This window comes from Ramlibacter aurantiacus (genome assembly GCF_016722895.1).
GTDB classification, from domain to species: Bacteria; Pseudomonadota; Gammaproteobacteria; order Burkholderiales; family Burkholderiaceae_C; genus Ramlibacter; species Ramlibacter aurantiacus.
The window spans coordinates 73,288-99,298 of the sequence record NZ_JAEQNA010000011.1 but is presented as its reverse complement, the minus strand read 5'-3'; the positions used below and the strand labels follow the sequence as shown (position 1 = coordinate 99,298).

At 70.2% G+C, this 26,011-nt stretch carries 13 protein-coding genes; 4 read left to right on the top strand and 9 right to left on the bottom strand.

The features are described 5' to 3' along the window. Nucleotide 1: 1 nt before the first annotated feature. Nucleotides 2-856, top strand: a complete 855-nt coding sequence (locus JI739_RS22320; RefSeq protein ID WP_201686226.1) for a shikimate dehydrogenase — start codon at nt 2-4, stop codon at nt 854-856. 32 nt (nt 857-888) lie between these two features. On the opposite strand, the gene JI739_RS22315 is transcribed toward JI739_RS22320, so the two are convergent. From JI739_RS22315 to JI739_RS24905, 5 genes are all read right to left on the bottom strand, one after another. Beyond that, nucleotides 889-1,707, bottom strand: a complete 819-nt coding sequence (locus JI739_RS22315) for a class I SAM-dependent methyltransferase (protein WP_201686225.1) — start codon at nt 1,705-1,707, stop codon at nt 889-891. Next, the gene (locus tag JI739_RS22310) at nt 1,704-2,090 is read right to left on the bottom strand and encodes a cupin domain-containing protein (RefSeq protein WP_201686224.1); all 387 of its coding nucleotides are present in this window, start codon (nt 2,088-2,090) and stop codon (nt 1,704-1,706) included. Before JI739_RS22310 ends, JI739_RS22315 begins: the two co-directional genes overlap by 4 nt. A gap of 573 nt (nt 2,091-2,663) precedes the next feature. Then, nucleotides 2,664-2,864: a hypothetical protein gene (locus JI739_RS22305; RefSeq protein ID WP_201686223.1), complete on the bottom strand. Its 201-nt coding sequence runs from the start codon at nt 2,862-2,864 to the stop codon at nt 2,664-2,666. Beyond that, on the bottom strand, nt 2,861-3,133 hold the full coding sequence (locus tag JI739_RS22300; protein ID WP_201686222.1) for a helix-turn-helix domain-containing protein: 273 nt from the start codon (nt 3,131-3,133) through the stop codon (nt 2,861-2,863). The genes JI739_RS22305 and JI739_RS22300 overlap by 4 nt, the downstream gene beginning before the upstream one ends. Before the next feature lie 76 nt (nt 3,134-3,209). After that, nucleotides 3,210-11,645, bottom strand: coding sequence for a glycoside hydrolase family 94 protein (locus JI739_RS24905; protein ID WP_201686221.1), 8,436 nt, complete (start codon nt 11,643-11,645; stop codon nt 3,210-3,212). Nucleotides 11,646-11,951: 306 nt separating this feature from the next. On the opposite strand from JI739_RS24905, the gene JI739_RS24635 reads away from it, so the two are divergent. Then, on the top strand, nt 11,952-16,694 hold the full coding sequence (locus tag JI739_RS24635) for a chemotaxis protein CheB (RefSeq protein ID WP_354003786.1): 4,743 nt from the start codon (nt 11,952-11,954) through the stop codon (nt 16,692-16,694). A gap of 107 nt (nt 16,695-16,801) precedes the next feature. On the opposite strand, the gene JI739_RS22270 is transcribed toward JI739_RS24635, so the two are convergent. The 4 genes from JI739_RS22270 to JI739_RS22255 all read right to left on the bottom strand — a co-directional run bounded on the left by JI739_RS22270 (nt 16,802) and on the right by JI739_RS22255 (nt 23,031). Beyond that, nucleotides 16,802-17,611 carry a ParB N-terminal domain-containing protein gene (locus JI739_RS22270; RefSeq protein WP_201686220.1) on the bottom strand — a complete coding sequence of 270 codons (810 nt, stop codon included), beginning with the start codon at nt 17,609-17,611 and terminating at the stop codon, nt 16,802-16,804. A gap of 140 nt (nt 17,612-17,751) precedes the next feature. Continuing rightward, nucleotides 17,752-18,144 (bottom strand): hypothetical protein, encoded by a 393-nt coding sequence (locus tag JI739_RS22265; RefSeq protein WP_201686219.1) that lies wholly within the window; start codon nt 18,142-18,144, stop codon nt 17,752-17,754. 118 nt (nt 18,145-18,262) lie between these two features. Next, nucleotides 18,263-20,839 (bottom strand): cyanophycin synthetase, encoded by a 2,577-nt coding sequence (gene cphA / locus JI739_RS22260; RefSeq protein ID WP_201686218.1) that lies wholly within the window; start codon nt 20,837-20,839, stop codon nt 18,263-18,265. Between the two features lie 8 nt (nt 20,840-20,847). Further along, entirely contained in the window at nt 20,848-23,031 is a 2,184-nt protein-coding gene (locus JI739_RS22255) for a cyanophycin synthetase (RefSeq protein WP_201686217.1), read from the bottom strand. A 75-nt stretch (nt 23,032-23,106) separates the two neighbouring features. On the opposite strand from JI739_RS22255, the gene JI739_RS22250 reads away from it, so the two are divergent. Together JI739_RS22250 and JI739_RS22245 are read left to right on the top strand one after the other, a co-directional pair. After that, nucleotides 23,107-25,353: a cyanophycin metabolism-associated ABC transporter gene (locus JI739_RS22250; RefSeq protein WP_201686216.1), complete on the top strand. Its 2,247-nt coding sequence runs from the start codon at nt 23,107-23,109 to the stop codon at nt 25,351-25,353. Next, the gene (locus JI739_RS22245) at nt 25,350-25,814 is read left to right on the top strand and encodes a cyanophycin metabolism-associated DUF1854 family protein (RefSeq protein ID WP_201686215.1); all 465 of its coding nucleotides are present in this window, start codon (nt 25,350-25,352) and stop codon (nt 25,812-25,814) included. The genes JI739_RS22250 and JI739_RS22245 overlap by 4 nt, the downstream gene beginning before the upstream one ends. Nucleotides 25,815-26,011: the final 197 nt, after the last annotated feature.

Below are 26,011 nucleotides of genomic sequence, written 5' to 3'. Positions count from 1 at the left end.
CGTGGCCGCCGACAAGTTCCTGTGCGGCCTGGTCGGCGCCGGCATCCAGCAGTCGCTCACGCCGGCGATGCAGGAGGAGGAGGCGCGACAGCAGGGACTGCGGCTGCACTACCAGCTGATCGACCTGGACCGCACGCCCGGCTCGCTGGCGCAGCTGCCCATGCTGCTGGAGGCCGCGCGCACCATCGGCTTCGACGGCCTGAACGTCACGTTTCCGTGCAAGCAGGCGGTGGTGCCGCTGCTCGACGAACTCTCAGCCCCGGCGCGGGAAATGGGCGCCGTCAACACCGTGGTGCTGCACGACGGCCGGCTCGTCGGACACAACACCGACGGGTCGGGCTGGGCCTGGGGCCTGCGCCGCGCACTGCCGGGCGCGGATCTCGGCCGGGTCGTCCTGCTGGGCGCCGGTGGAGCCGGCTGCGCGATCGCCGACGCCCTGTGCCGGATGGGCGTGGGCGAATTGCGGATCGTCGATGCGGACGCGGCGCGCGCGCAGGCGCTGGCCCAGGCGCTGCTCGATCGCTTCGGGCCCCGGGCCGTCGCGCTGGCCGATGCGGCGCAGGCCCTGCATGGCGCCACGGGCCTTGTCCACGCCACGCCGACCGGCATGGCCAAGCTGCCTGGCCTGGCCATTCCTGCAAGTCTGCTGCGGCCGTCGATGTGGGTGTCGGAGATCGTGTACTTCCCGATCGAGACCGATCTGCTGCGTACCGCGCGCGCCCTCGGCTGCCGCGTCATGGACGGTGGCGCGATGGCCGTGGGCCAGGCCGTGGGCGCGTTCGAGCTGTTCACGGGGCGGCAGGCCGACGCGGCGCGTGTCGAGCGCCATTTCCGCAGCCTGGTGCCAAGCCGCTGATCGCGCCCCGGACCGCGGCAAGGTCCAGGCCCTCACCCCACGTCGACGGTCACCTTCAGGAAGTTGGCCGCCACCAGCGTGGTGTGGGGGTACTGGCTCTGGTTCTGCGCCTCGAACAGCGTCACCAGCTCGCTGCGCAGGGCCTGCTCGCGGCCGTCCCGCGCCGCCGCCTCGAAGGCGTTCATCGTGGGTCCGTAGAACGAGCGGAACAGATCCACGAACGCCTCGGGCGATCCCTTGAAGTCGAAGATGAAAGGCTCGCGCGTCCACGCGATCGCCTCCGATGCGACGCCGGCCGCACCGAAACGCTCGATCACCTGCGGCGTCGATCCCCAGGTCATGGGGCTGATGAAGCCTTCGGGCGGCGGCGGCGCGTAGGCGCTGCTGATCCTGAGGATCTGCGCCACCAGTGTCGGATCGTTGGGGATCCAGTTGCCCATCACGATGCGCCCGCCGTGGCGCGTCACGCGCACCATCTCACGGGCGACGTCGAACGGCCGCGGCGCGAACATCGCCCCGAAGATGCTGATCACCAGGTCGAAGCTCTGGTTCTCGATGAACGACAGGTCGCACGCGTCGCCTTCGATGAAGGTGCAGTGGTCGGCCACGCCGGCCTGCGCGGCGCGCTGGTTGCCGGCGGCCACCAGGTTGCGCGCGATGTCCACCCCGGTCACCCGCGCCCCCAGCCGGGCCGCCGGGATGGCCGTGGTGCCGTCCCCGCAACCCAGGTCCAGCACCTGCATGCCGGGGGTGATGCCGGCCTGCCGCACCAGGGCCTCGCCGCTGTCGCGCATGGTCTGCGCGATGCGGGTGAAGTCCCCCTTCTCCCACAGAGCCTGGTTCGGGTTCATGCGCCCACCTTCGCTTTCATGTGGTCGATGACGTGCAGGTGCTCGTGTTGCGGGCTGAACATGACGAAGTCCGCGTCTTCCTCGACCGCGACGTTGTGCCCAGGCGGCCAGTAGAACAGGTCGCCGGTCTTGACGGTCTCGCGCTCGCCCGCCTCGTTGGTGGTGGTGATGCGGCCGTTGAGCACGTAGCCCCAGTGCGGGCACTGGCACGCGTTGCCCTGCAGCCCGACGAAGATCGGCGTGGTGTCCACGCCCGCGGCCAGGCTGAAGTATTCGGCGCTGATGCGCCCGTAACCGGCGACGTCGCCGAAGTCGGTCTGCAGGCGCGCGGTGGCACCGGGGATCTGCAGCTTGACGTCGACGTTTTCCTTGGCGATGTGCATGGTGGGAGCCTCCTGATGGGTTCGGTGGATGCGCGGTTTCGGGACCGCCTTGCATCCGGAAGGGTTTGGCGGCCTGGTGGTCATCGTGCGCACCCGGCGTTCCCGAAACGTTCCTGGGCGCGAAGCCGTCCCGCTAATCAGGTGGAGCAGAAATTCCCGCTCCCGTTCGGGCTGAGCCCGTCGAACGAACAGCCCTCGCGCGCACCACACATCCCGTTCTGGCTGAGCCCGTCGAAGCCCCGCGCGCCCTTCGACGGGCTCAGGGTGAACGGGTCGGTAGGAACCTCAACGAACAGCCCTCGCGCGCACCACAAATCCCGTTCTGGCTGAGCCCGTCGAAGCCCTCGCGCGCCCTTCGACGGGCTCAGGGTGAACGGGTCGGTTGGAACCTCAACAAACAGCCCTCGCGCGCACCACAAATCCCGTTCTGGCTGAGCCCGTCGAAGCCCTCGCGCGCCCTTCGACGGGCTCAGGGTGAACGGGTCGGTAGGAACCTCAACGAACAGCCCTCGCGCGCACCACAAATCCCGTTCTGGCTGAGCCCGTCGAAGCCCCGCGCGCCCTTCGACGGGCTCAGGGTGAACGGGTGGGCAGGAACGCCACCTGGTGGTTTCGGGAACGGAATCCCGCGCGGTCACCTTCGAGCCCGAGGCCGTCCAGGGCCTCGCAAGCCGCCGCACCCAGCGCCGCCCGACCCCGGGCCGGCCGCAGGAAGATCGCCTCCAGCCGGCCGGGGAAGGGGAACTCGCGCATCAGGGCGCGCAGGTCGTTCATGCCCGGGGGCTTCCCCGCGGCGAGGCGTCCACCGGAGCCACCGAGATGCCGTAGAGCGCCAGCATCCCGACCACGTGGCCGATCGCCACGCCGGGCTCGCCGCGCTCGATGCGGCCGATCGTCTGGACATGGACCCCCAGCCGGGCGGCGGCGGCAGCCTGCCCCTCGCCGGCCGCCAGTCGGGCCTCGCGGGCCGCTGCCGCCAGGGCCTCGATGGCCGCGAGGGCGGCCGGGGAGATGTCGACCGAGATGCGCTTTCCTTGTGCCATGGCGCGATTGTCGGGGGCGGTGCCCGTCACCTGCACCACGGCTGGCGCGGCGCTGCCCCAGCGAATCGCTGGCGCGTCAATCCCGGGGAGTGACGAGCACTTCGTGCCGCGCGCCATCGTCCACCAGACGCAGCGTCGGCTCCTGCAGCAGCCGGCCATCCAGCCTGATCTGTGCCCCGCGCTGGCGCAACTGCCCCGGCTGTCGAACCTCGATCGCGTAGACGGCGGCGCCGAAGCCATACTCGATGGAGAACTCCGGCCACTCGGCAGGCACATGGGGTTCGATGCGCAGCGTGTCTGCGCGCTTGGTGAAGCCGAGGATGGCCTCGAGGCCCACGCGGTACATCCAGCTGGCGGACCCGGTGTACCAGGTCCACCCTCCCCTGCCCAAGTGACCTGGCGCGGTGTAGACGTCGGCGGCCACCACGTAGGGCTCCACCTTGTAGGTGTCGACCTCGGCGGCGCTTCGCGCATGCAGGAGCGGGTTGATCATCTGGAACCACTCGAAGGCCCGCGAGCCGTCGCCCTGCATGGCGGCGGCCAGCACCGCCCACATCGCGGCATGGGTGTACTGCGCGCCGTTCTCGCGCACGCCGGGCAGGTAGCCCTTGATGTAGCCCGGGTCCTGGGCGGACTTGTCGAACGGGGGCGTCAACAGCACGAGCAGCCGCTCGTCCGGGCGAACCAGGTGTTCTTCCAGGGCGCGCAGCGCACGTGCCTGTCGCTCGGGCGGGGCCGCACCCGAGATCACGCTCCAGCTCTGCGCGATGGAGTCGATGCGGCACTCCGCGTTCGCGGCGGTCCCCAGCGGCGTGCCATCGTCGAAGTACGCACGGCGGTACCACTGGCCGTCCCATCCGTGCGCCTCCACCGCCGCCGCGTAGGCATCGGCACGCGCGCGGAAGTCCGACGCCACCTCGGCATCGCCGCGCGCCTGCACATGTTCCGAAAACCCGCGCAAGGTGGCCACCAGGAACCAGGCCAGCCAGACGCTCTCGCCGCGCCCCTCGGCCCCGACGCGGTTCATGCCGTCGTTCCAGTCCCCAATGCCGATCAGGGGCAGGCCATGCGGCCCGGTGGTGCACGCCTTGCGCAAGGCCCGCAGGCAATGCTCGTACACGCTGGCGTGCTCGTCGGTGACCTGCGGCAGGTCATAGACCTCGTGCTCGTGCGGCTCCAGGGGACGCATGGCCAGGAACGGGACGTACTCGTCGAGCACCGACGCGTCGCCCGTCACCCGGACGTACTGGTCGACCACGTAGGGAAGCCACGCCAGGTCGTCGGAGAAGCGCGTGCGAACACCGCGCCCGCTCTGCGGGTGCCACCAGTGCTGCACGTCCCCCTCCAGGAACTGGCGCGCCGCCGCCCGCAGGATGTGCTCGCGCGCGATGCCGGGCTCGGCATAGACGAAGGCCAGCACGTCCTGGAGCTGGTCGCGAAAGCCGTACGCGCCGCCGCTCTGGTACACGGCCGAACGTGCCCACATCCGGCAGGAGAGCGCCTGGTAGAGGGTCCACCGGTTGATCATCGCGTCGAACGATGGCTCAGGCGTGCGCACACGGACCACCGACAGACGCTTCGCCCACAGCGCCCTGCTCCGGGTACTCGCTGCCGCGACGGCCCCCGGCACGAGATACCGGGTCACGACTTGGCGCGCCTCGTCCTCGGTGGCGGCCGCCCCCAGCACCACGGAGAGCTCCCGGGTTTCACCCGGGGCCAGCTCCAGCACGCACTGCATCGCGGCGCAGGGGTCGAAGCCATGGCCGGTGGTCCTGGCGAGCGGCCCCTGGCGCAAGGCGGCAGGACTCTCAAGGGTTCCATTGCGGCCCAGAAACTCGCGCCGGTCGGCCGTGTGCCCGGTGACCGGTTCGCTCAGCCCGCAGATCGCCACCCAGTCCGCGAACTGGGGGTCGAACCGGTTGCTGGCGAGCATGGCGCGCAGTTCAGGCTCGAACCGCGTGCGCACCTGGTGCTGCGTGTGTTCGCGATTGACGCCGAGCGACCACTCCACGTAGGCGGTGACGCAGATGCGGCGCGGGCGCTCGCCCCGGTTGGTCAGCTCGAGCACCGAGAGCTTGACCGCTTCGCCGTCCGCCAGGCTCATGGTGAGGCGGCTGGCGATCCCGCCGTGCACGGCCTCGAACACCGAAGCGCCGGCGCCGTGCCGCACGGTGTACGTGGCATCGCGCCCGGCCGGCGCCGGCGTGGCGCTCCACAGCCGGCCCGTCTCCTCGTCATGCAGGTAGAGCACCTCGGTGGCGGGGTCGCTCACCGGATCGTTGTGCCAGGGCGTGAGCCGATAGAAGTAGCTGTTCTCAGCCCAGGTGAAACCGGTCCCCCGCTCACTCACCACGAAGCCGCCGTGCGGGTTGGCGATCACGTTGGACCAGGGCGCGGGCGGCACCCGATCGCCGCGGATGCGCATCTCGTACTCGCCGGCCGCATTCAACCCGCCGATGCCGTTGTCGAACAGCAGCTCGCCGGACCCGGCCTCGGGCCTCGACACGGCTCCCAGCCCACGCGCGTCGCGCAGCACGGGCGGCAGGACGGCCCCCGGATCGGAACTGCTCGTGTCACCCAGGCGCGCGCGGACGCTGCTCGCGGTCGCCGGGACAACCGCACCCTGCTTGTCGCTGCGGCGCGGCTGCGATTCGAGCGGAGGCGCTTCCCCTGTCCTGGTCTCGCCCCGGACCCCCCCGATGACCGACTCGACGAGGGAGCGTGCGCCGCAGCGCAGGCTCAGGCTTGCGGTGGCCACGAGCATCTGCAGCGCGTCCGCACCGATTTGGTCGCGCCGCCGGATGAACACGCCGCCTGGCCGGTCCATCTCGGTATCGCCCGACGTGAACATCACTTCGAGGATCCTGTTGTGGAGCTCCTGGAGGTACGAGGCCGGCTGCGTGTTGAGCACCACCACGTCCACCATCATTCCGCGACGGCGCCAGTAGTGGTGGGCGGCGAACAGCTGCCGCAGGGTGGGCAGGCCGTCCGGCGAGTCGATGGACGCCAGCACCACCGGCCAGTCGCCCGACACGCCCAGCTCCCATAGCAGCGGTTGCGAACCGCGGTTGCGCAGCAGCTCGTCCTGCGGCGCCCGCAGTTCCGGGCGTGGGAAGAACAGGTAGCCGGCGAGTTCCTGGAAGTCGGCGACATGGGCCGGCGTCAAACCGAGCTCGCGCAGCTCCAGCTGCTGGGAGGTCCACGCCAGGTCGAGCGCGCGCTCCGACGCCGACGGATGGTGGTAGCGGTCGGCCAGCTCGAAGGCACGCGCCCGGCTGGTGGCCACCAGGGTGGTGAAGGTGACGCATGCCATCTGGCCGGGCGCCAGCCGCACCCGGGTGCGCAGCGAGAAGATCGGGTCGAGCACCGCGCCGGTGCTGCCCGACAGCGGCCCATCGCCGGACAGGGCGACCGGGTCCCGGGTGCTGAGTCCCCGCCCGATGAAGCGTGCGCGATCCGTCTCGTAGCTCACGGCGCCCACCTGATCGGGACAGCTGCTGACCACGTGCACGCACCACAGCGGCTCCTCCTTGCCGGTGCGCGGCCGCCGCGTGGCAGTGAGCGCCGTGCACCACTCGTGCCACTCCGTCTCCACGAACAGCTTGGCGAAGGCCGGGTGGGCGCGATCGGCCTCGATGCCGCCCAGCACCACCTCGCCATAGCTGGTCAGTTCGATCTCCACTGCCTTTTCGCCGTGGTTGCGAACGGTGACCCGGCGGACCTCCGCCGCGTCCTCGGGAACGACCACGATGTCGGTGCGGGTCTCGATCGCCCCGTCTGAGCGTTCGAAGGTGACCCGGTCGGTGGCCAGCAGCGCCCGGTACGAATCGGCCGGCGCGCAGGTGGGCTGGTGCGCCACGGACCACACACGCCCATGGCCAAGCTCCTTGACGTAGCAGAACTGCCCGGTGGTGTCGGTGGTCGCGTCGGCGCGCCAGCGCGTGACGGCCACATCGTTGTAGCGGCTGTAGCCCGACCCGCAGTGACTCACCATCAGCTTGTAGGGCAGGCGCCCCAGCATGGCGATGTGCGGGTGGGGCGTGTCCGGCTGGTCGAATTCGCGCACCACGGGGTTTTCCAGCTCGGGAGCGGGGAGACCCTCGTCGGGGTCGCTCGCCTGCGGCTTGTCATAGACCAGCCGCCGCGGGATGCGCTCGTGCAGGAGCAGCTCCACGGACCGCACCAGCGGGTCGGCATGGAAGCGCTCCTGCCACACCTGGTCGCTCAACAGGTTGGTGAACGCCGCGAGGGACATGCCGATGTGGTGCGCCATGTAGTTCTCGACCAGCGCGAAAGGCTTGCCTGGAAGCGGCCGGGTGTAGTCGAGCGCGTCGCGGAATCCGTACGGCCCCAGCGCGCCCAGTTGTTCAAGCGTGGCGAGGTTGCTCAACGCACTCGAAGGGTTCACCTGCAGGGCGAGCACCGCCGCGTAGGGCGCGATCACCACATCGCGGCCGAGGCCGCGCTTGAGGGCGAGGTCGGGCACGCCGAAGGCCCGGTACTGGTAGGTGAGATGGCGGTCACGCAGGTTGTAGGCGCTTTCGCTCACGCCCCAGGGCACGCCGAGCTGCGTGCCGTAAGCCATCTGTCGCCGCACGGCCCCCTGGTACGTCTGGTCGAGCAGCGTGAAGGGGTAGGCGCGCATCACCAGGGCCGGCATCAGGTACTCGAACATGCTCCCGCTCCACGAGATCAACGCCGGGTTGCCGCCGGCATGGGTGAGCGTGCGGCCCAGCCGGAACCAGTGATCGACGAGGACGTCGTCCTTGGCGATGGCGATGAAGCTGGCCAGCCGCGCTTCGGAGGCGAACAGGTCGTAGTACGACGGATCGAGGGTTTGCGTCGCGTGCTGGTAGCCGATGGAGAACAGCTCGCGCTCCCGGTCGAACAGGAACCCGAACTGCATGCCGGTCGCGACGCCGTGAGCCCGCTCGGCGAGCGCCTCCAGACGCGCGCTCAGGCCAGCCGCCGCGTCGGTCGCCCTGCGTTCGTCGAAATGCTGCTCGATCCGACGCAGGCTCCAGTCGATCCACTCCTGCAGCGGCTCCTCCGATGGCTGCGGCAGCTTCACCTGCTCCAGCGGGCCAGCGGATTGGCGCAGCAGCGTGGCGATCGCCACGAGGTCCTCGACCCCGCAACCCGCCGCGCCCGTCGCGGCAAGGCGTTCCCGCGCCGCCAGCACATGACGCTGGGCCGCGCCAAGTGCCAGGCTGGCGCCTGGCGACGCCTGCGACAGGGCGGGTGCGGCCTGGTGCAGCCGCTCCTCCGCGAGCGCGAGCGCGGTCCGCAGCGCCGGCCGCACGAGCGGGTCGGTCGGCTGCTCCTGCGCGACCGCCAGGCACGCCTGCCTCACCGCCAGCAGGTGCCCGGCCAGGTTCCCGCTGTCCACCGTCGATACGTAGGCCGGCTCCAGCACCCGCAGCTCATGCAGGTCGTACCAGTTGAAGAAATGGCCCTTGAAGCGGCTCAGGCGCTCCATCGAGCCGAAGGCGAGTTCCAGGCGCCGCGTCATGTCGGCGGTGGTGATGAACCCCAGGTCCCGCGCGCTGACGATCGCCAGCAGTTGCAGGCCGATGTTGGTGGGCGACGTGCGCATCGCCAGCACCGGCGTCGGGTCCTGCTGGAAGTTGTCGGGCACGAGCCAGTGGGTATCGGCACCGGTGAAGCGCTCGTAGAAGTGCCAGTGCAGCAGTGCCAGCCGCTCGACGCGGGCCCGATCGGCCGCCGGCAGCTGCCGCCGCGGCCGCACCGGCGGCGCGCTGAGCGCGTGTGCGATGGCCGGAGAGACCCCCCACAGCAACAGCAGCGGCGCGGCCGCGAGCAACAGATGCCAAAGCGGCGAAGGCCCCGCCCCGCCTGCCGCCAGGCCAACCAGCCCGAGCCCGGTGCCTGCCGCGATCGCCACGGCCGCCCCCATGGCCCACCACACGCCGACTGCCTCGCCCGACACACTGCGCTCGCTGCTCGATGCGGTCTTCCATTCGAGCAGGTGGCGCCTGGACACGAACAGGCGCCAGAGCGTGCGCACGATCGCGTCGACCGAGAGCCACGACTGGTGCGCCAGGAACGTGACGGCAAGCGCGACCTGCTGCGCCGCGGTGACGGCATCGCGCGCCATGCCGGCGTAGTAGGCACGCCAGGATCGGTCCACCGGCGGCCTCAGCGCGCCGAGCGCGAGCGCGACGATCCACGGGCCGGCGATCGCCGCCAGGCCCAGCGCCGTCCAGCGCAGGGGCGAGCCGGGCAGGATGGTCCACCCGGCGAGCAAAAAGCCCAGTTGCCCGGCCTCTACCGTGCTGCGCCTGAGGTTGTCGATGATCTTCCAGCGTGACAGGACACCGAGCCGGTTCGGCTCCGCTCCGAACGGCCCGGGAACCCGGGGTGTGAGCCAGCGCAGCAACTGCCAGTCGCCACGGATCCAGCGGTGCTTGCGCCGTGCGTGGACCAGGTAACGCGACGGATAGTCGTCGTAGACCATCACCTCCGTCATCAGGCCGGCGCGGGCATAGCTGCCCTCGACGAGGTCATGCGACAACAAGGTGTTCTCCGGAAACCGCCCATGCGTGGCCTGCTCGAAGGCATCGACCTCGTAGATCCCCTTGCCGGTGTAACTGCCCTCCCCGTACAGGTCCTGGTAGACGTCCGAGACGGCGGTGGTGTACGGGTCCACGCCGGGATGCCCCGAGTGGATGGCGGCGAACCGGGTGCGGTGCGCGCTGGGCAGCGACACGCCCACCCGGGGCTGCAGGATTCCGTAGCCGCGCACGACGCGCCCCGAGGCCTCGTCGTAGACCGCGCGGTTGAGCGGGTGAGCCAGCGCGCCAATGAGATCGGGAGCGGCGTCCGGCGGCAGCACGGTGTCGGCGTCCAGCGTGATGACGTAGCGAACCGACCGCAGCGGCTCCACCGCGCCCACGATCACGCTGAAGGCATCACCTGCGTCGCCGCGCAGGAAGCGGTTGAACTGCGCCAGCTTGCCCCGCTTGCGCTCCCACCCCATGAAGACGCCCTCGCGCGGGTTCCAGCGGCGCGGCCGGTGGAAGAAATAGAAGGCGTCGCCCGTCGCGTGCGCATAGCGGGCATTGAGCGCCTGCACGCCCTGCACGCCCGCCGCGACGATGGCCACGTCGCCTTCGACCGTCTCGGTGGGTGCATCGGTGAAGTCGCTCAGCAGGGCGAAATGGAGGTGCGCGCCGCGATTGGCGAGGAATTGCACCTCGAGGTTCGCCAGGGCCTCCTGCACGGCCTCCACGCTGTCGAACAGCGTCGGCGCCACCACCGCGGTGCGGAACTCCGCGGGTACGCCTTCCTTGCCGTGCAAGTCGAGCTTGGGCAGGGTCCGCGGCGGCAGCCATGCCGTGATGACCTGGTTCACCGTGCTGATCGCCAGGTCGGCGGCGGGAATCAGCGCCAGCAGCAGCACCAGCCCCCAGGCGGGCTGCGCAGCCGGCCCGGCGAGCCAGAACAACGCGCCGAGGGCCGCACCGGTGCCGGCGACGATGCCGCCCCCGAACACGAGGTTGGGGTGCCGCAGCAACCAGCGATGAACGGTCTCGCCGGGAAACTGGCGGTACCCGGTGGCCGCTTCCAGCCGGGGCAGCCCTTGGTCAACCAGGTAATAGCCGACGTGCGCATGCAGCGACGGCTCGGGGCCGTCGGTCACCCCCTCCCGCGCGAGGTCCACGGCGGCGCGGGCCACCGCTTCTTCCCTGAGCCCGGTGCGGCGGGCGATGCGCTCGACCACGTGCCGGTACCGGTCGCGCGTGTCGAAGGTCGACCTCGCATAAAACCCGGCGGGGTCCTCCCGCAGCACCGGCTCCATGGCGCTCTGCCCGTCGACGAAGGCGGGCCAGTCCAGGTGCGCGATGGTGCGCAGGCTGGTGATGCTGTGCGCCATGATCATCTGCGTCAGCGCCAGGTGCTGCGTGGCACGCGCGATCGCATCCTCGCCTCCCAGCGAGCGGTCCGAGATCCACTGCTCGATATGGGCGAGGATCGGGTACGACCCGACGATCAACCGGAGCTGATGCATCAGGCGCGAGACGAACGCCGGGGTCAGTTGCGGGCTGGACCGCACGAACACGTCCAGGACGCTGCCGAGCGAGCCCTCGCCTTCATCGGCCGCGGCGGCGATGCGGGCCGCCCAGGCGTCGGCCTGCTCGATGTGGTCCATCCGCTGCACGGTGCGCAGCGTCATGCGCCGCACGCTCTCGATCAGCCCCAGGCGGAGCATGGCCGACACGGCCCACAGCTCGCCGATCCTCAGGGGAGTGACCGACTGGTAGGCCCGCACGAACCCGTCGAGGTTTTGCCGATCCACCCGCCCCTCGGTGTGGGAGATCATGGTGATCGTCAGTTCATAGACACGCGGGTACCCCGCGAGCGCGCCACGGGTCAACTCTGGCAGCTCGCGGTAATAGCCACGCGGCAGGCTCTCGTGGATCTCGCGGATGTGCTCGCGCACCACGTGGAAGTTGTCGAGCAGCCACTCGCCGGCGGGCCCGACGTCCACGCCCCGCGCCGCGCCCGCTGCCAGCTTCTCGTGCGCCTCGTCCAGGATCTTTCGACTTTGCTCGAGGCGGGTGAGCAGGGGCGCCTGCCTCCACGCGGTGGCCTTCGCGCTCGATCGCTGCTCGCGCGCGAGTGCGCGCGCCCTCTCCGCGAGCTGGTCAGGGCCCAGCAGGTCGCCCCGCAATGGCCCCGACAGCAGCTCCTCGCGCCCGGATGCGGGCCTCGCCGAAAACCATCGGGCGAACAATCGGTGTGGCGCTATCGCGCGGGGCTCATCGCTCAAGATCGGTTCCTCGGGGGAGACTCGATGAACAGGACACGCCAGCCCGGCATGCCCCTGGGGAGGTTCTTCGATGAGTTGACAGGCCAGGAAGCCGCAGTATGGACGGTCTTCGCGAAGTTGCTCGTGGGCCCAGGACGCGAATCCGGCTGTGCCGGGATATCACCCCCCCTCGGCGCGCCGCAGCGCCACCGCAACCTCAACCCGCGCGGGCTTCGCCGCGGTGGCGACGGAAGCAATCGCTACAGTTTTTCCCGGGTGGCGACGCAGCGAACGCAGTTCTCATGGCGGCGCGCGCGCATACTGCGGGTTGAGGTACACCACGATGGCACACATGGCGCGAGCAGGTCGACAAAGCGGGCTCCGGCGTTTGAAGCCGTGCCTTTGACCGCGCCAAGCCCTGGCTTGACCATCGTGGCCCTCGGCGCATCGGCCGGCGGACTGGAGGCGCTGCAGGGTTTCTTCGGCTCCATGCCCGCCGACTCGCGACTGGCGTTCGTGGTGATCAGCCACCTGGCGCCGCACCACGACAGCATGATGGCCGAGCTGCTCGGCCGGGCCAGCACCATGCCGGTGACCGAGGCGAAGGACGGCGAGGCGGTTGAACCGGGCCGCATCTATGTGATCCCCCCCGGGTGTCTGATGGACATACGCGGTGGGTCGCTCCGGCTGGGGCCGGCGGCCCCGCGGCCATCCATCCTGCGCTCGATCGACCACTTCATGTGCTCGCTGGCCGCGGACCAGCAGGAGCGCTCCGCGGGAATCGTCCTGAGCGGTGCGGATCACGATGGCACCGCGGGCCTGAAGGAAATCAAGGCCGCCGGCGGGCTGACCCTGGTCCAGGACCCCGAGACGGCGAAGTTCCCCAGCATGCCTCGCGCTGCGATCGAGGCGGGCGTTCCGGACCGCGTCCTGCCGGTCCAACGCATGGGACAGGCGCTGATCGACTACCTGACGCACGCGCCGACCGTCACCCTGCCCGACGAGTCCCCGGCGCTGGCGAACCCCGCACCCGACGACCTTCCTGGCATGAAGGCGCGGCTGCAAGACATCCTCGACCTCGTACAGGCGCGCACGGGCCACGACTTCCGCTGGTACCGGTCGGCCATGCTCCTGCGCCGCCTGCGCCGCCTGCGCCGGCGCATGGGTCTGAACCGCGTCGGCGATGTCTCGGCCTATCTCGATCTGCTACAGCAGTCGGACGAGGAACTCACGGCCCTCGTCAAGGACTTCCTGATCAGCGTGACGGACTTCTTCCGCGAGCCGCAAGCCTGGCAGGTGCTGGAGGAAAACGTGGTGCCCGACCTGATCCGCAACGCGGCCGCCGACGCGTCGATCCGGGTATGGACGCCCGGCTGCGCCACCGGGGAGGAGAGCTATTCCATCGCCATGGTGCTGCTCGAGCACCTCGGCGCACGTGGACGCGCCGGAAGCGTGTGTGTCTTTGCCAGCGACCTCGATAGCGACGCCCTGACCATCGCGCGCGCTGGCGTCTATCCGGAGACGATCTGCGACAAAGTTTCGGCAGCGCGGCTGGCTCGCTTTTTCGAGAAGCAGGGCCAGGGGTATGCGGTGAACAAGCTGCTGCGCGAATCGGTGGTGTTCGCCCCGCAGAACCTGGTGCGCGACCCGCCGTATTCGAAGCTCGACCTCATCGCCTGTCGCAACCTGCTGATCTACTTCGAGCCTGCCCAGCAGGCCCGGATCCTGGAGCTGTTCCACTTCGCGCTCAAGCCCGGTGGCGTTCTATTTCTGGGTAAATCGGAGAGTCTGGGCACCCAGGCCGCCCTGTTCGAGCCCGTGTCGCGAGAGCACCGCATCTTCCGTCGCACCGGCCTGGCGGCGCGCCTGCCGCATGGCTTTCCGGGCAAATGGAGCGGGCCGGGTGGATTTCTCACGCCGGCCAAGCCGCCCGGCAGGGTGATCCGAGGCGGCGCCGAACTCACGCGCGAGCATCTGGGCGAGCGTCAGGTCACCGCTGCGGTGCTGATCAACCGCGACGGCCGTGCCTTGTATTTCCAGGGCGAGACCGGGCGTTACCTGCAGCCGGCGGGTGAGCCGACGTGGGACCTGCTCGCACTGGCGCGCGAGGGCCTTCGCCTGCGCCTTCGCACCGGAGTCAGGCGGGCAATCGCCCAGGGCAAGGCCGTCGGCCTGGAAGCACGAGTGACCCGCGACGATCCCTTCGCCGCGACTGGCTTGCGCATCGAGCCCTTGGCGGATTTCGACGAAAGCGGTCTGCTCCTGGTGTGCTACGTCGAACCCGGCGATCCCACGGCGCCAGCCGAGGGGCAGGCGTCGGCTGCATTCGAAGAATCACAGGCGCTGCGCGAGCTGGAGGATGAGCTGCGCAGCACGCGCAGCGAACTGCTCACCGCGCTGCAAGAGGAAGACAACGCCAACGCGGAGCTGCGCGTCGCCCACGAAGAGGCGATGTCGATGAACGAGGAGCTGCAGTCCTCGAACGAGGAACTCGAGAGCTCCAAGGAAGAACTGCAGTCGCTCAACGAAGAGTTGTCCACGGTCAACAGCGAGCTCGAAGGCAAACTCGCGGAGCTGCAGCGGGCCCTGGACGACCTGCGCAACCTGATGGACAGCACCCGCGTGGCGACCCTGTTCCTGGACCAGGAGCTGCGCATCCGCCGCTTCACCCAACCCGCGGTCCAGCTGTTTCACCTGCTCGCCTCCGATCAGGGCCGCCCCTTGCGGGACATCGCCAGCGAGGTCGTGGACCCCGGCCTGCTCGAGCAGGCGCGCGGCGTGCTGGAGCTCGGTGAGCCGGTCGAGCTCGAAGTGCACACGGCGAAGAATGACTGGTTTCTGCGCCGAATCCAGCCCTTCCGCACCGGGGAGGGGAGCGTCGAAGGTGTGGTCGTGACCTACGTCGACATCACGGCCTTGCGCCATGCAGCGCAGGAAGCACGCCGACTGGCCGCTGTCCTGCGCGACTCCAACGACGCGGTGATCGCACACGGTTTCGACGGGCGCATCCTGTACTGGAACCGGGGAGCGCAAAGAGCCTACGGCCACGCCGGGGAAGAGGCACTCGCGCTCAGCATGTCGAGCCTGGTGCCGGCCTCGCACCGCGAACAGATCCGCACGTTCGAGGAGCGGGTGCGGCAGGACGGCTGCGCCGGTCCCGAGACCACCCGGCGCATCACCCGCGATGGACGCACCCTCGACGTATCGATCACCGCGTCCGTGCTGCGCGACGACGCCGGCAATCCCGACGCCGTGCTGTCCACCGAGCGCGACATCACCGAGCAGCTGCGCCTGGCCAGCGATGCGCGTTTTCGGGCCATGGCCGATGACATTCCGATCTTGCTGCGAATCGAGAATGAAGACGGGCGGACGCTCTATCTCAATCGCGCCTGGCTCGAATTCACCGGCGAGCGCCACCGGGATTTGCTGCTGGCCGAAGGCTGGCTGAGGTACATCCACCCGGACGATCTGCCGACCTACGTACGGGGCGCGCAGGAAGCCCGCGGAAAGTCTCGGCGCTTCGATGTGGATGTGCGACTTCGCCGCGTCGACGGGAGCTATCAATGGATGCGATCGATCGAGATCGCGCGACGCGGCGATGACGGGCAGCTCATGGGCTATGTCAGCGTGACGCTGGACAGCGAAGAGCGCAAGCTCGCCGAGCAGGAGCTGGCGCAGGCGAGCGCGCGCAAGGACGAGTTCCTGGCCATGCTCGCGCACGAGCTGAGGAACCCGCTGGCGCCGATCCGAAACGCCGTCGCCGTGATCGAGAGGTCAGGTTCCGCGGAGCCGAGGATTCGCTGGGCCACGGGGATCATCGACCGCCAGATACAGCAGCTCGCTCGCTTGGTCGACGACTTGATGGACACGGCGCGAATCTCCAGCGGCAAGGTCGTGCTGACCCGGGAGCCGATCGACATCGCGGTGCTGGTCGAACGCGCCCGCGACACCAGCGCACCCCTGGTCGAAGCGCGCAAGCAACGGCTCACGATCGTTCTGCCGCCTGGCGCCCTTTTCGTCGAGGGCGACCTGGTTCGCCTGACCCAGGTGATCAGCAACCTCTTGAACAACGCCTCGAAGTACACGGGCGATGGCGGCGCGATCCAACTCGAGGTGCACGCCTCAGAAACCCAGGTCGTCATCAGCGTGACCGACGACGGCATCGGCATCTCCCCGGAAATGCTGCCCCGCGTCTTCGATCTGTTTGTCCAGGCGGACAGGACGCTGGATCGAGCTCAAGGGGGACTGGGCCTCGGACTCACCCTGGTGCGCAGCCTGGTCGAGCTGCACGGCGGCAGCGTCGAGGCGCGCAGCGCCGGGCACGGACTCGGCAGCCGGTTCGTGGTGCGCCTGCCGCTGCTGCATCTGCCACCCACGAAGCCGCCGGTCGATGAGCCAGGCGCAAGCGTCCAGGCGGATCACTCGCGCCGCGTGCTGGTCATCGATGACAACGTGGACAACGCGGAAAGCCTGGCGGTGATCCTGGGCCTCGACGGACACGAGGTGCGCGTGGCTTACGCGGGCGAAGGAGCGCTCGAGATGGCCGCGCAGTTTCTTCCGGACGTGGTGGTGCTCGACATCGGCCTGCCCGGCATGAGCGGCTACGAGGTGGCCCGCCATTTGCGGGGGCGCCGCGAGAGCGCCCAGGTGCTGCTCATCGCGCTGACCGGCTACGGCGGCCCGGAGGACGCTGTCCGCGTCAAGGCCGCCGGATTCGACCACCACCTGGTGAAGCCGGCCGTGCCGGCCCAACTCAAGGCATTGGTCGCCCAGCACGTCAGGCCGTAGGGCTCCAGCCCACGCAGCCTCTGCCTTGGCCCCGTTGCTTCGTGCGGGCTCTCTCAGACGCCGGACGCGAGCCGTGCGACTGCGTGAGCAGGCGATGGCAGAGTTCTTCAATACTCTCCCTGCAAGCGGGCCAGTTGCTCGCGCAGCTGCAGGTTCTCCGCCGCCAGCGCGGCCACGCGCCGACGCAGCGACTCGAGGGTGTCCTCGCCCTCGTCGGCACCTTCGTCCTGCCGGGTTGCCGGCGACGGCTCGACAGCCACCTTCTTGCGCGATTCGCGCACCCGCTTGGCCGCCTGCTTGAGTTCGTCCTTGCCACCGGTGGCCGCGGCCACCTGCTCGGCGTGGGGCAGGCTGGCCACGGTGGCCGCCGCGTTGATGGAAATCTCGCCAGCTCTGACGGCAGCCACCACCTCGGGCGCGGCCTGCTTCTGGATCTTCTCGATCTGCATCACCTGGCTGCTGCTCAGGCGGGCCACGCGGGCCAGCGCCTCCCGCGTGGTCTCACGCGCCTCGCCGGCGGGCTCGGTCGCGGCGGGCTCGGCGGTGGCGGCCTCGACCGGGCCCGCGTCGGTTGGCTGCGGCGCGCGCATGAGCCGGGCGGCGACGATCTCGCGCTTGCGCAAGGCCAGCACACCGCGCTGGAAGTCCGACAGGCTGCGGCGGCCCAGGTGCTGGTCGATCATCCACAGGTGCACGTCCTCGATCGACCGGAAGCGCGTGCTCTGCACGGTCTGGAAAGGCAGGCCGTGCTGGCGGCAGATGGCGTAGCGGTTGTGGCCGTCCACCAGCATGTGGCCCCACAGCACCAGGGCGTCGCGGCAGCCCTCCGCCAGGATGCTGCGCTCGAGGGCCCGGTACTCCTCGGGCGTCAGCGGATCGATGTAGGCCTTGAGCTCTTCGTTGACTTCGATGTCCATTCGGGAATGCGCCGGATCGGGAAATGCGGGGCCGCGCATTGTAGGCAGCACGATCGGGCCCGGTCGCTCCCTCTCGGACCCTTCGTGTGCCGGCCCGCACTCAGGCGTGCGCTGCTCGCCACGACGGCCGGGGCCACCCGTCAATGACGCCGCGGATTGCGCGGCGCGCGGTCGTACCGGTTGGGCACGCCGTCGCGATCGAAGTCACCCCAGGCACCGTGGCGAGGCACGTGCCGTGCGCCGTAGAAACGGGGATCGAAGCGCGAATCGCCACGCGAGTAACGGTGATGGTCATACCGGTCGCGGGCATCGCGCTGGGGGCGCGGGGCGGCCCATCCGTGCTGCGGGTGCACCGGCAGCGCGTGCGGCTTGAGCACGGGGCGGTGCTGGATCACCACCGTGGTCGAGCGCGCCGCGCGATGGGGATCGGCGCCGCCGGCGAACTCGCCGCGCGCGTGGGCCGCGGACCCCACTGCCAACGCACCGAGGGCGATGGTGCAAGCGACCAGGTTCTTCAGGGGAAAGCGGGTCATGGACAGCTCCTTGGGTTGTGGTGCAGCCATGATCCGCAGCGCGCCGTGAACCCGGGCTGAACACGCGGGCCGTGCGTGTATCCCGCGCGTAAAGCCTGGGCTGCCGCGGCGCTCCGGGTCAACCGCCGGCGATGCGGCGGGCCAGGTAGGCGAGCGCCTCGTCCACCTGGTCGACCAGCACCAGGCACAGGTCGCCGGGCTGCAGGCGCGCGAGCGCCGCGTCGATGGCGGCGAACTCGCCCCGGATTTCCTCGACATGCGTGGTGCGGCTCGCGCCTTGCAGGCCCTGGCGCAGCAGCCCCATCACCTCGCCGTCGGCCCGCCCGCGCTGGGCGGCGTCCTGGTACAGCAGCACGTCGTCGAAGGCGGCGCCCAGGATCATGGTCTGCTCGCGGATGTCCTCGTCGCGGCGGTCGCCGGCGGCACTGATCACCACCGTGCGGCGCTTCGACGGCATGGCGTCGACCGCGGCCACCAGGGCGCGCATCGCATCGGGGTTGTGCCCGTAGTCGGCGATGACGGTCGCGCCCCGCCAGTCCATGATGTTGAAGCGGCCGGGCACGGTGCGCGCGTCGTTCACGAAGGTCGCCAGCCCGCTGCGGATCGCGTCCCAGGCCAAGCCCGCGCCCCAGGCGGCGCCGACGGCGGCCATCACGTTCTCGACCTGGAAACCGATGGTGCCGTTGCGGGTGACCGGGATGTCGGCCAGGCGCACGTGCCGCCGCCAGCTGCCTTCGGCCGCGACCACCGAGCCGCCATCGAGCGTGCGGTCGACGTAGACCGTGCGCCCGCCCAGCGCGCGGTGCGCCGTCATCTCGGCGTGGTGCCGGTCGGCGGCGAAGTAGATCACCTTGCCGGGGCAGGTGCGGGCCATCGCGGCGACATGGGGGTCGGCGGCGTTGAGCACGGCCCAGCCCTCCTTGGGCGTCACGTTCTGCACGACCACGCGCTTGAGGACGGCGAGATCTTCCACCGTGGTGATGTAGTGCAGCCCCAGGTGGTCGCCGGCGCCGACGTTGGTGACCACCGCCACCTGGCAGTGGTCGAAGCCCAGGCCTTCGCGCAGGATGCCGCCACGCGCGGTCTCGAACACCGCCGCCTCGACCTCGGGGTGCATGAGCACGCTGCGCGCGCTCTTGGGGCCGCTGCAGTCGCCCGAGTCGATCTGCCGGCCGTCGACGTAGACGCCGTCGGTGTTGGTCATGCCCACCGTCAGGCCGCTGCCGGCGAACACGTGCGCGATCAGCCGCGCGGTGGTTGTCTTGCCGTTGGTGCCGGTGACCGCGACCACCGGGATGCGGCCGTCGTGGCCCGGCTCGAACAGGTGGTCGACGATGGCCGCGCCCACGTTGCGCGGCTTGCCGTACGAGGGCGACAGGTGCATGCGCAGCCCTGGCGCGGCGTTCACCTCGACGATGCCGCCGCCCTGCTCCTCCAGCGGCTTGAGCACGCTCTCGCAGACCATGTCGACGCCGCACACGTGCAGGCCCACCATCTGCGCCGCCGCGATGGCGCGCTCGGCCACTTCGGGATGGACGTCGTCGGTGACGTCGGTGGCGGTGCCGCCGGTGGACAGGTTGGCGTTGTGCCGCATCCGCACGCGCTGGCCACGCGCCGGCACGCAGTCGATGGTGAGGCCCTGCTCGGCGAGCAGCGCGACGGCGATGTCGTCGATGCGGATCTTGGTCAAGGGCGTGGCGTGGCCGTCACCGCGACGCGGATCGGCATTGACCTTGGCGACCAGGTCGGCGACGGTGTGCTCGCCGTCCCCCACCACCGTGGGCGGCTCGCGCCGGGCGGCGGCGACCAATTGGTCGCCCACCACCAGCAGCCGGAAATCGCTGCCGGGAAGGTACCTCTCGACCATCACCTCGCCGATCCCGGCGGCCGCGTGGTACGCCAGCGCCATGCCTTCGCGCGTGGTCACGTTGACGGTGATGCCCTTGCCCTGGTTGCCGTCGCGGGGCTTGACCACCACCGGCAGGCCCACGTCGAGCGCGGCGGCCCAGGCGTCGGCCTCGTCGGCCACCGGCCGCCCCATCGGCACCGGCACGCCGACGGAACGCAGCAGCTGCTTGCTCAGCTCCTTGTCCTGCGCGATGGATTCGGACACGGCGCTGGTCTGGTCCACCTCGGCGGCCCAGATGCGGCGCTGGTGCCTGCCCCAGCCGAACTGCACCAGGCTGCCGTCGGTCAGGCGCCGGCACGGGATGCCGCGTGCCGCCGCGGCCTGCACGATCGACCCCGTGCTGGGGCCCAGGCGGACGTCCTCGTCGGTTTCGCACAGGCGGGCGAGCGCGGCGTCGATGTCGAAGGCGGCCTGCGGATCGAGCGTGGCCGCCACCAGTTGTTGCGCGAGCTCGAAGGCGAGGCGGCCGACCGCCTCTTCGCTGTATTCGACGACGACCTGGAACACGCCGGGTTCGACCGTGGGTTGGGTGCGGCTGAAGCTCACCGGGCAGCCGGCTTCTTCCTGCAGCGCCAGCGCGGCGGCCTCGAGCACGTGCGCCAGCGACACCGGCCCGCCCGCGTGCAGGGCGCCGATGTTCGGAAAGAGCTTGCGCAGGCGGATCTCGAATCCGGGGCGGTCGGTGACCGCGAGTTCGTCTTCGGCGCAGCTCACGACGGCCTCGATGGACGTGTGGCGGCTCCACAGGTTGGGCCCGCGCAGCGCGCGGATGCGGGAGATTTCCATGGGGGACTTCAGGCTGCGGCGTGATGGGCGTCGAAGGTCTCGATGCCGGCGATGATCAGGTCGGACGGGATGTCCAGCGCCCAGGCGGTGGCGACCGCGGCGAGCAGGACGTCGTCGTCCAGGTTGCCGCGCGCCGAGGGTGACAGCGGCGCCAGCCGCGTCTCGCTGCTGCCGGTGGCCAGCACCACGCGCCCGTTGTTCAGGGTAACGGCACGGCCGCCGCGCGCGCCGCTGGCGCGATGCGCCTGCAGCGCCGGCGTGCGCGGATCGGCCGCGTAGAGGATGGCCTCGCCGTCGCACAGGTCGGCCAGGGCGGCCACGCGTTCGTCGGCCGCGTTCAGCACGGCCACGCCGTCGTCCAGCACCACGTCGACCTGCGTGCGCAGCACCTTGACCATCTGCTCGGGCGACTGCACGTCGAACTCGGCCAGCGCCTCGGCGCCGTCGATGTCGGTGACCACGCCGATGGTGCAGCGGTCGTAGGCCAGGCCATCGCGCAGCACGCTGCGGGCATCGTTCTCGAAGACCGCGGCCTGCACGTTGCGGTTGACCAGCAGCCGGTGCGACAGGTCGAAGCAGCGCGCATCGCCGCTCGCCAGGCAGCGCCGGTCGAGGTACAGGCCGTCGGCGCAGGCCAGGCCCACCCGCAGGCCACGCAACTGGCCGAGCCAGGCGACCAGCCGCGCGATGCGGGTGGTGCCGCGCGTGCCGGCGACGCCGACGATGGGGATGCGGCCCACCTGCGCGGTGTCGGCGTCCTCGGGGAACAGCGCGTCGACGATGGCGCGGCCCACCGGGCGCGGCTTGCCGGCCGCGGGCTTCAGGTGGGGCAGCAGGCCGGGGCCGGCGTTGACCTCGACGATGGCGCCGCCCTGCTGGTGCAGCGGGCGGCCGATGTCCTGCGCCACCAGGTCGATGCCGGCGATGTCCAGGCCGACGATGCGCGCGGCCAGGGTGGCCACGTGCTCGACCTCGGGATGGACCTGGTCGGTGCAGTCGATCGCCAGGTTGCCGTTGCGCAGGATCAGCACCCTGCGCCCGGCCTCGGGCACGGCGTCGGGCGTGAGCCCCTGGCGGGTCACCTCGCCCAGCATCACGTCGTCTTCCTCGAACACCAGGCGGTTCAGCGGGTGGTCTTCGCTCTCGCCCCGGCGCGGGTCGCTATTGAGCTGGGCGTCGACCAGCTGGCGCACGGTCGAACGGCCATCGGCCACGACCGAGGCGGTCTCGCCGCGCACGGCCGCCACCACCTGCCCGCCGACCACCAGCAGACGGTGCTCGTCGCCGGGGATGTAGCGTTCGACCAGGACCTCGCTGCCCTGCTGCGCCGCAACAGGAAAGGCCGCCTCGACGTCGGCCTGCGAGCGCAGGTCGAGCATGACGCCGCGGCCGTGGTTGGCATCGGTGGGCTTGACGACCACCGGCAGGCCGATGTCCTGCGCGGCTTCCCAGGCTTCGGCCGGCGTCGCGACGACGCGCCCTTCGGGCACGGGCACGCCGCAGCCGGCGATGAGGCGCTTGGTCAGGTCCTTGTCGCCGGCGATGCCCTGGGCGACGGCGCTGGTGCGGTCGGTCTGGGCCGTCCAGATGCGCCGCTGGCGGGCCCCGTGGCCCAGTTGCACCAGGTTGCCTTCGTTCAGGCGGATATGCGGGATGTGCCGGTCCGTCGCGGCCCCGACGATGGCCGCGGTGCTGGGGCCGAGGTAGCACCGGTCGACCTGCTCGCGGATGTCCGCCACGGCGGCGGCCACTTCGAACGGGGTGTCGTTGATGGCCGCCATCAGCAGCCGGTGGCCATGCGCCAGCGCGCAGCGCGCGACTTTCTCATCCCGGGCGCGGAACACCATGCGGTACACGCCGCGCTGCGTGGTGCTGCGGGTCTGGCCGAAGGCGGTGGGCATGCCGGCCAGGTTCAGCAGTTCGATCACCACGTGCTCCAGGACGTGGCCGGCCCAGGTGCCCTCCTCGAGCCGCTGCAGGAAACCGCCGCGTTCGCCCACCCCGCAGTGGTGCTCGATCAGCGCCGGCAGCAGCTTGTCCAGCCGATGGTTGAAGCCGGGCAGACGGTTCGACGGCCAGTCTTCCAGCTCGCCGAGGTCCAGCCAGGTCTCCAGCACCGGCCGGTACGTCCACATGTTGGGGCCGCGCAGGTAATTGACGCGCAGCAGTCGAATGTCGTTCTTGATGCTCATGGATTGGAGCCCGCTTGGGCGAAAATCTGCGTCTCAACCAGGGCACGGGCCCAGCGTTTTCTCAACACCCGCCACATGCAATCTACTTCTCCGGCAGCCGCAGAGCCGGGCCCGGACTGGCGCAACGCGCTCCAAAACAGGCTCGACCACGACGAGAACGTTCTGGCCACCCTGGAGGTTGACATCGGTCCGGCGATGCAATTTGCAACCGGTGCGCTGGCCCTGACCGATCGCCGCCTGCTCGGTTGGCAGGGCGGCCACTGGTCCGACTGGCGACTGTGCGAAGGCATGGTCCTGCGCCACGCCGACCACGCCGGCATCGGCACGCTGGAACTCTGCGACCACCAACGGCGGCTGGCCCTGTGGCGCTTCACGCTGGCCCAGCAGGGCGCGGTGCTGGCCTTCATCGCCCGCTTCGAACGGCTGCAGGCCGGCGCGCCGGAGCCGGTCGAGGCCGCCAACGACGACGCCGAGCCCGACGAGGACGACGACGACAGCCGCCCGACGTCCACCTGGATCCTGCTGCGCCTGGGCCGCTTCGCCCGCCCCTACCGCAAGCAGCTCGCGGTCGGCTTCGTGCTCACCCTCGCTTCCACGGCGGCGACGCTGGTGCCGCCCTACCTCACCATTCCGCTCATGGACGAGGTGCTGATCCCGTTCCAGAACGGCCAGCGCATCGATCCGGGTTTCGTGGGGCTGCTGCTCGCCGGCCTGCTGGGCTCGGCGCTGCTGGCGTGGGGCCTGGGCTGGGCGCGCACCTGGCTGCTGGCGCTGGTATCCGAGCGCATCGCGGCCGACCTGCGCACCGCGGCCTTCGAGCACCTGCTGCAGCTGTCGCTCGACTATTTCGGCAGCAAGCGCACCGGCGACCTGGTGGCGCGCATCGGCTCCGAGACCGACCGCATCTCGGTCTTCCTGTCGCTGCACGCCCTCGACTTCGCCACCGACGTCCTGATGTTCGCCATGACGGCGGCCATCCTGTTCTCCATCGACCCCTCGCTGGCCCTGGCGACGCTGCTGCCGCTGCCCTTCATCGCCTGGATGATCCATGCCGTGCGCGACCGGCTGCGCACCGGCTTCGAGAAGATCGACCGGGTCTGGGGCGACGTGACCAGCGTGCTGGCCGACACCATCCCCGGCATCCGCGTGGTCAAGGCCTTCGCCCAGGAGCGGCGCGAGGCGCAGCGCTTCCGCGAGGCCAACCAGACCAACCTGGCCGTCAACGACCGCCTGAACAAGACCTGGAGCGTGTTCTCGCCCACCGTCTCGCTGCTGACCGACATCGGCCTGCTGGTGGTCTGGGCCTTCGGCATCTGGCTGGTGAGCCGCGGCCAGATCACGGTGGGCGTGCTCACCGCCTTCATCGCCTACATCGGGCGCTTCTACACGCGGCTCGACTCGATGAGCCGCATCGTCTCGGTCACGCAGAAGGCGGCCGCCGGCGCCAAGCGCATCTTCGACATCCTGGACCACGTCTCCAACGTGCCCGAACCGGCGCAGCCCGTGAAGATCACGGCCCTGCAGGGCGCCATCGAGATGCAGGGGCTGGGCTTTCGCTACGGCAACCGCAGCGTGATCCGCGACCTGAACCTGTCCATCCGCCCAGGCGAGATGATCGGCCTGGTGGGCCACAGCGGCTCGGGCAAGAGCACGCTGGTCAACCTGATCTGCCGCTTCTACGACGTGAGCGAGGGCTCGATCAGGGTGGACGGCACCGACATCCGCCGCTTCGCCGTGGCCGACTACCGGCGCCACATCGGCCTGGTGCTGCAGGAGCCGTTTCTCTTCTTCGGCACCATCGCCGAGAACATCGCCTACGGCCGCCCCGATGCGAGCCGCGCCGAAATCGTGGCCGCCGCGCGCGCCGCGCACGCGCACGAATTCATCCTGCGCCTGCCGCTGGGCTACGACTCGATGGTGGGCGAACGAGGCCAGGGCCTCTCGGGCGGCGAACGCCAGCGCATCTCCATCGCCCGCGCGCTGCTGATCGACCCGCGCATCCTGATCCTGGACGAGGCCACCTCCAGCGTCGACACCGAGACGGAAAAAGAGATCCAGAAGGCGCTGGACAACCTGGTGCAGGGGCGAACCACCATCGCCATCGCGCACCGCCTGTCCACCCTGCGCCGCGCCGACCGGCTGGTGGTGATGGACCGCGGCCGCGTGGTCGAGGTCGGCCCGCACGACGAGCTGATGGCCCGGCAGGGTTCGTACTGGCGGCTGTACGAGGCGCAGGCCCGCCGGGTCGAGGACGACGGCAGCGGCGGCGACGACGTGCAGTTGCCGGGGCCGGCGCACGCGGCGCATCCGGCGGGGCAATGAGCATGTTCGAGATCGAACGTAATTCCTTCGGGCGGCTGGTGCTCACGCTGCCGGACGGCACGGTGCACGAAGGCGTGTGCCCGGTGCGCGCGTTTCCGCTGGCCGCGCCGGACGAGGGGTTGTCGCTGGTGAGCGCCGAGGGGCGTGAGGTGGCTTGGGTGCCGCAGCTCGGGGACCTGCCGGCCGAAGGCCGGGCGCTGATCGAGGAGGAGCTCGCAGGGCGCGAGTTCATGCCGACGGTGCTGCGCATCGAGGGGGTGTCGAGTTTCTCGACACCCAGTACGTGGGAAGTGGTGACGGACCGGGGGGCGACGCGGTTCGTACTGAAGGGCGAGGAAGATATCCGGCGACTGGAAGGTGGCGCGCTGCTGATCGCGAGTGCGGAGGGGATCAACTACCGGATCGCGGATCGGAGGGCGTTGGACCGGAAGTCGCGAGGGGTGTTGGAGAGGTTTTTGTAGGGCGACGGCTGCTTCTGTCCGGGAGAAGACTTCCGCTTGGTTGCAACTGAGGCAGCAACGGCCTCTGACTACCGCTCAGAGCGGCCCGGAAGAACGACTGCTTTGCAGCGGTTGCAGACTACCGTGGCCGACGACCGTACTTGCGAGAACCGACCTGGAGCGGCCATTGCTGCTGATGGCAAAGCTGGGCGCGCCAC

Coding starts and splice junctions, on each gene's coding strand:
- cphA (WP_201686218.1), bottom strand. CDS start 20,839: ATGGAAATCTCCCGCATCCGCGCGCTGCGCGGGCCCAACCTGTGGAGC.
- JI739_RS24635 (WP_354003786.1), top strand. CDS start 11,952: ATGAACAGGACACGCCAGCCCGGCATGCCCCTGGGGAGGTTCTTCGAT.
- JI739_RS22310 (WP_201686224.1), bottom strand. CDS start 2,090: ATGCACATCGCCAAGGAAAACGTCGACGTCAAGCTGCAGATCCCCGGT.
- JI739_RS22270 (WP_201686220.1), bottom strand. CDS start 17,611: ATGGACATCGAAGTCAACGAAGAGCTCAAGGCCTACATCGATCCGCTG.
- JI739_RS22300 (WP_201686222.1), bottom strand. CDS start 3,133: ATGGCACAAGGAAAGCGCATCTCGGTCGACATCTCCCCGGCCGCCCTC.
- JI739_RS22315 (WP_201686225.1), bottom strand. CDS start 1,707: ATGAACCCGAACCAGGCTCTGTGGGAGAAGGGGGACTTCACCCGCATC.
- JI739_RS22305 (WP_201686223.1), bottom strand. CDS start 2,864: ATGAACGACCTGCGCGCCCTGATGCGCGAGTTCCCCTTCCCCGGCCGG.
- JI739_RS22265 (WP_201686219.1), bottom strand. CDS start 18,144: ATGACCCGCTTTCCCCTGAAGAACCTGGTCGCTTGCACCATCGCCCTC.
- JI739_RS22250 (WP_201686216.1), top strand. CDS start 23,107: ATGCAATCTACTTCTCCGGCAGCCGCAGAGCCGGGCCCGGACTGGCGC.
- JI739_RS22255 (WP_201686217.1), bottom strand. CDS start 23,031: ATGAGCATCAAGAACGACATTCGACTGCTGCGCGTCAATTACCTGCGC.
- JI739_RS22245 (WP_201686215.1), top strand. CDS start 25,350: ATGAGCATGTTCGAGATCGAACGTAATTCCTTCGGGCGGCTGGTGCTC.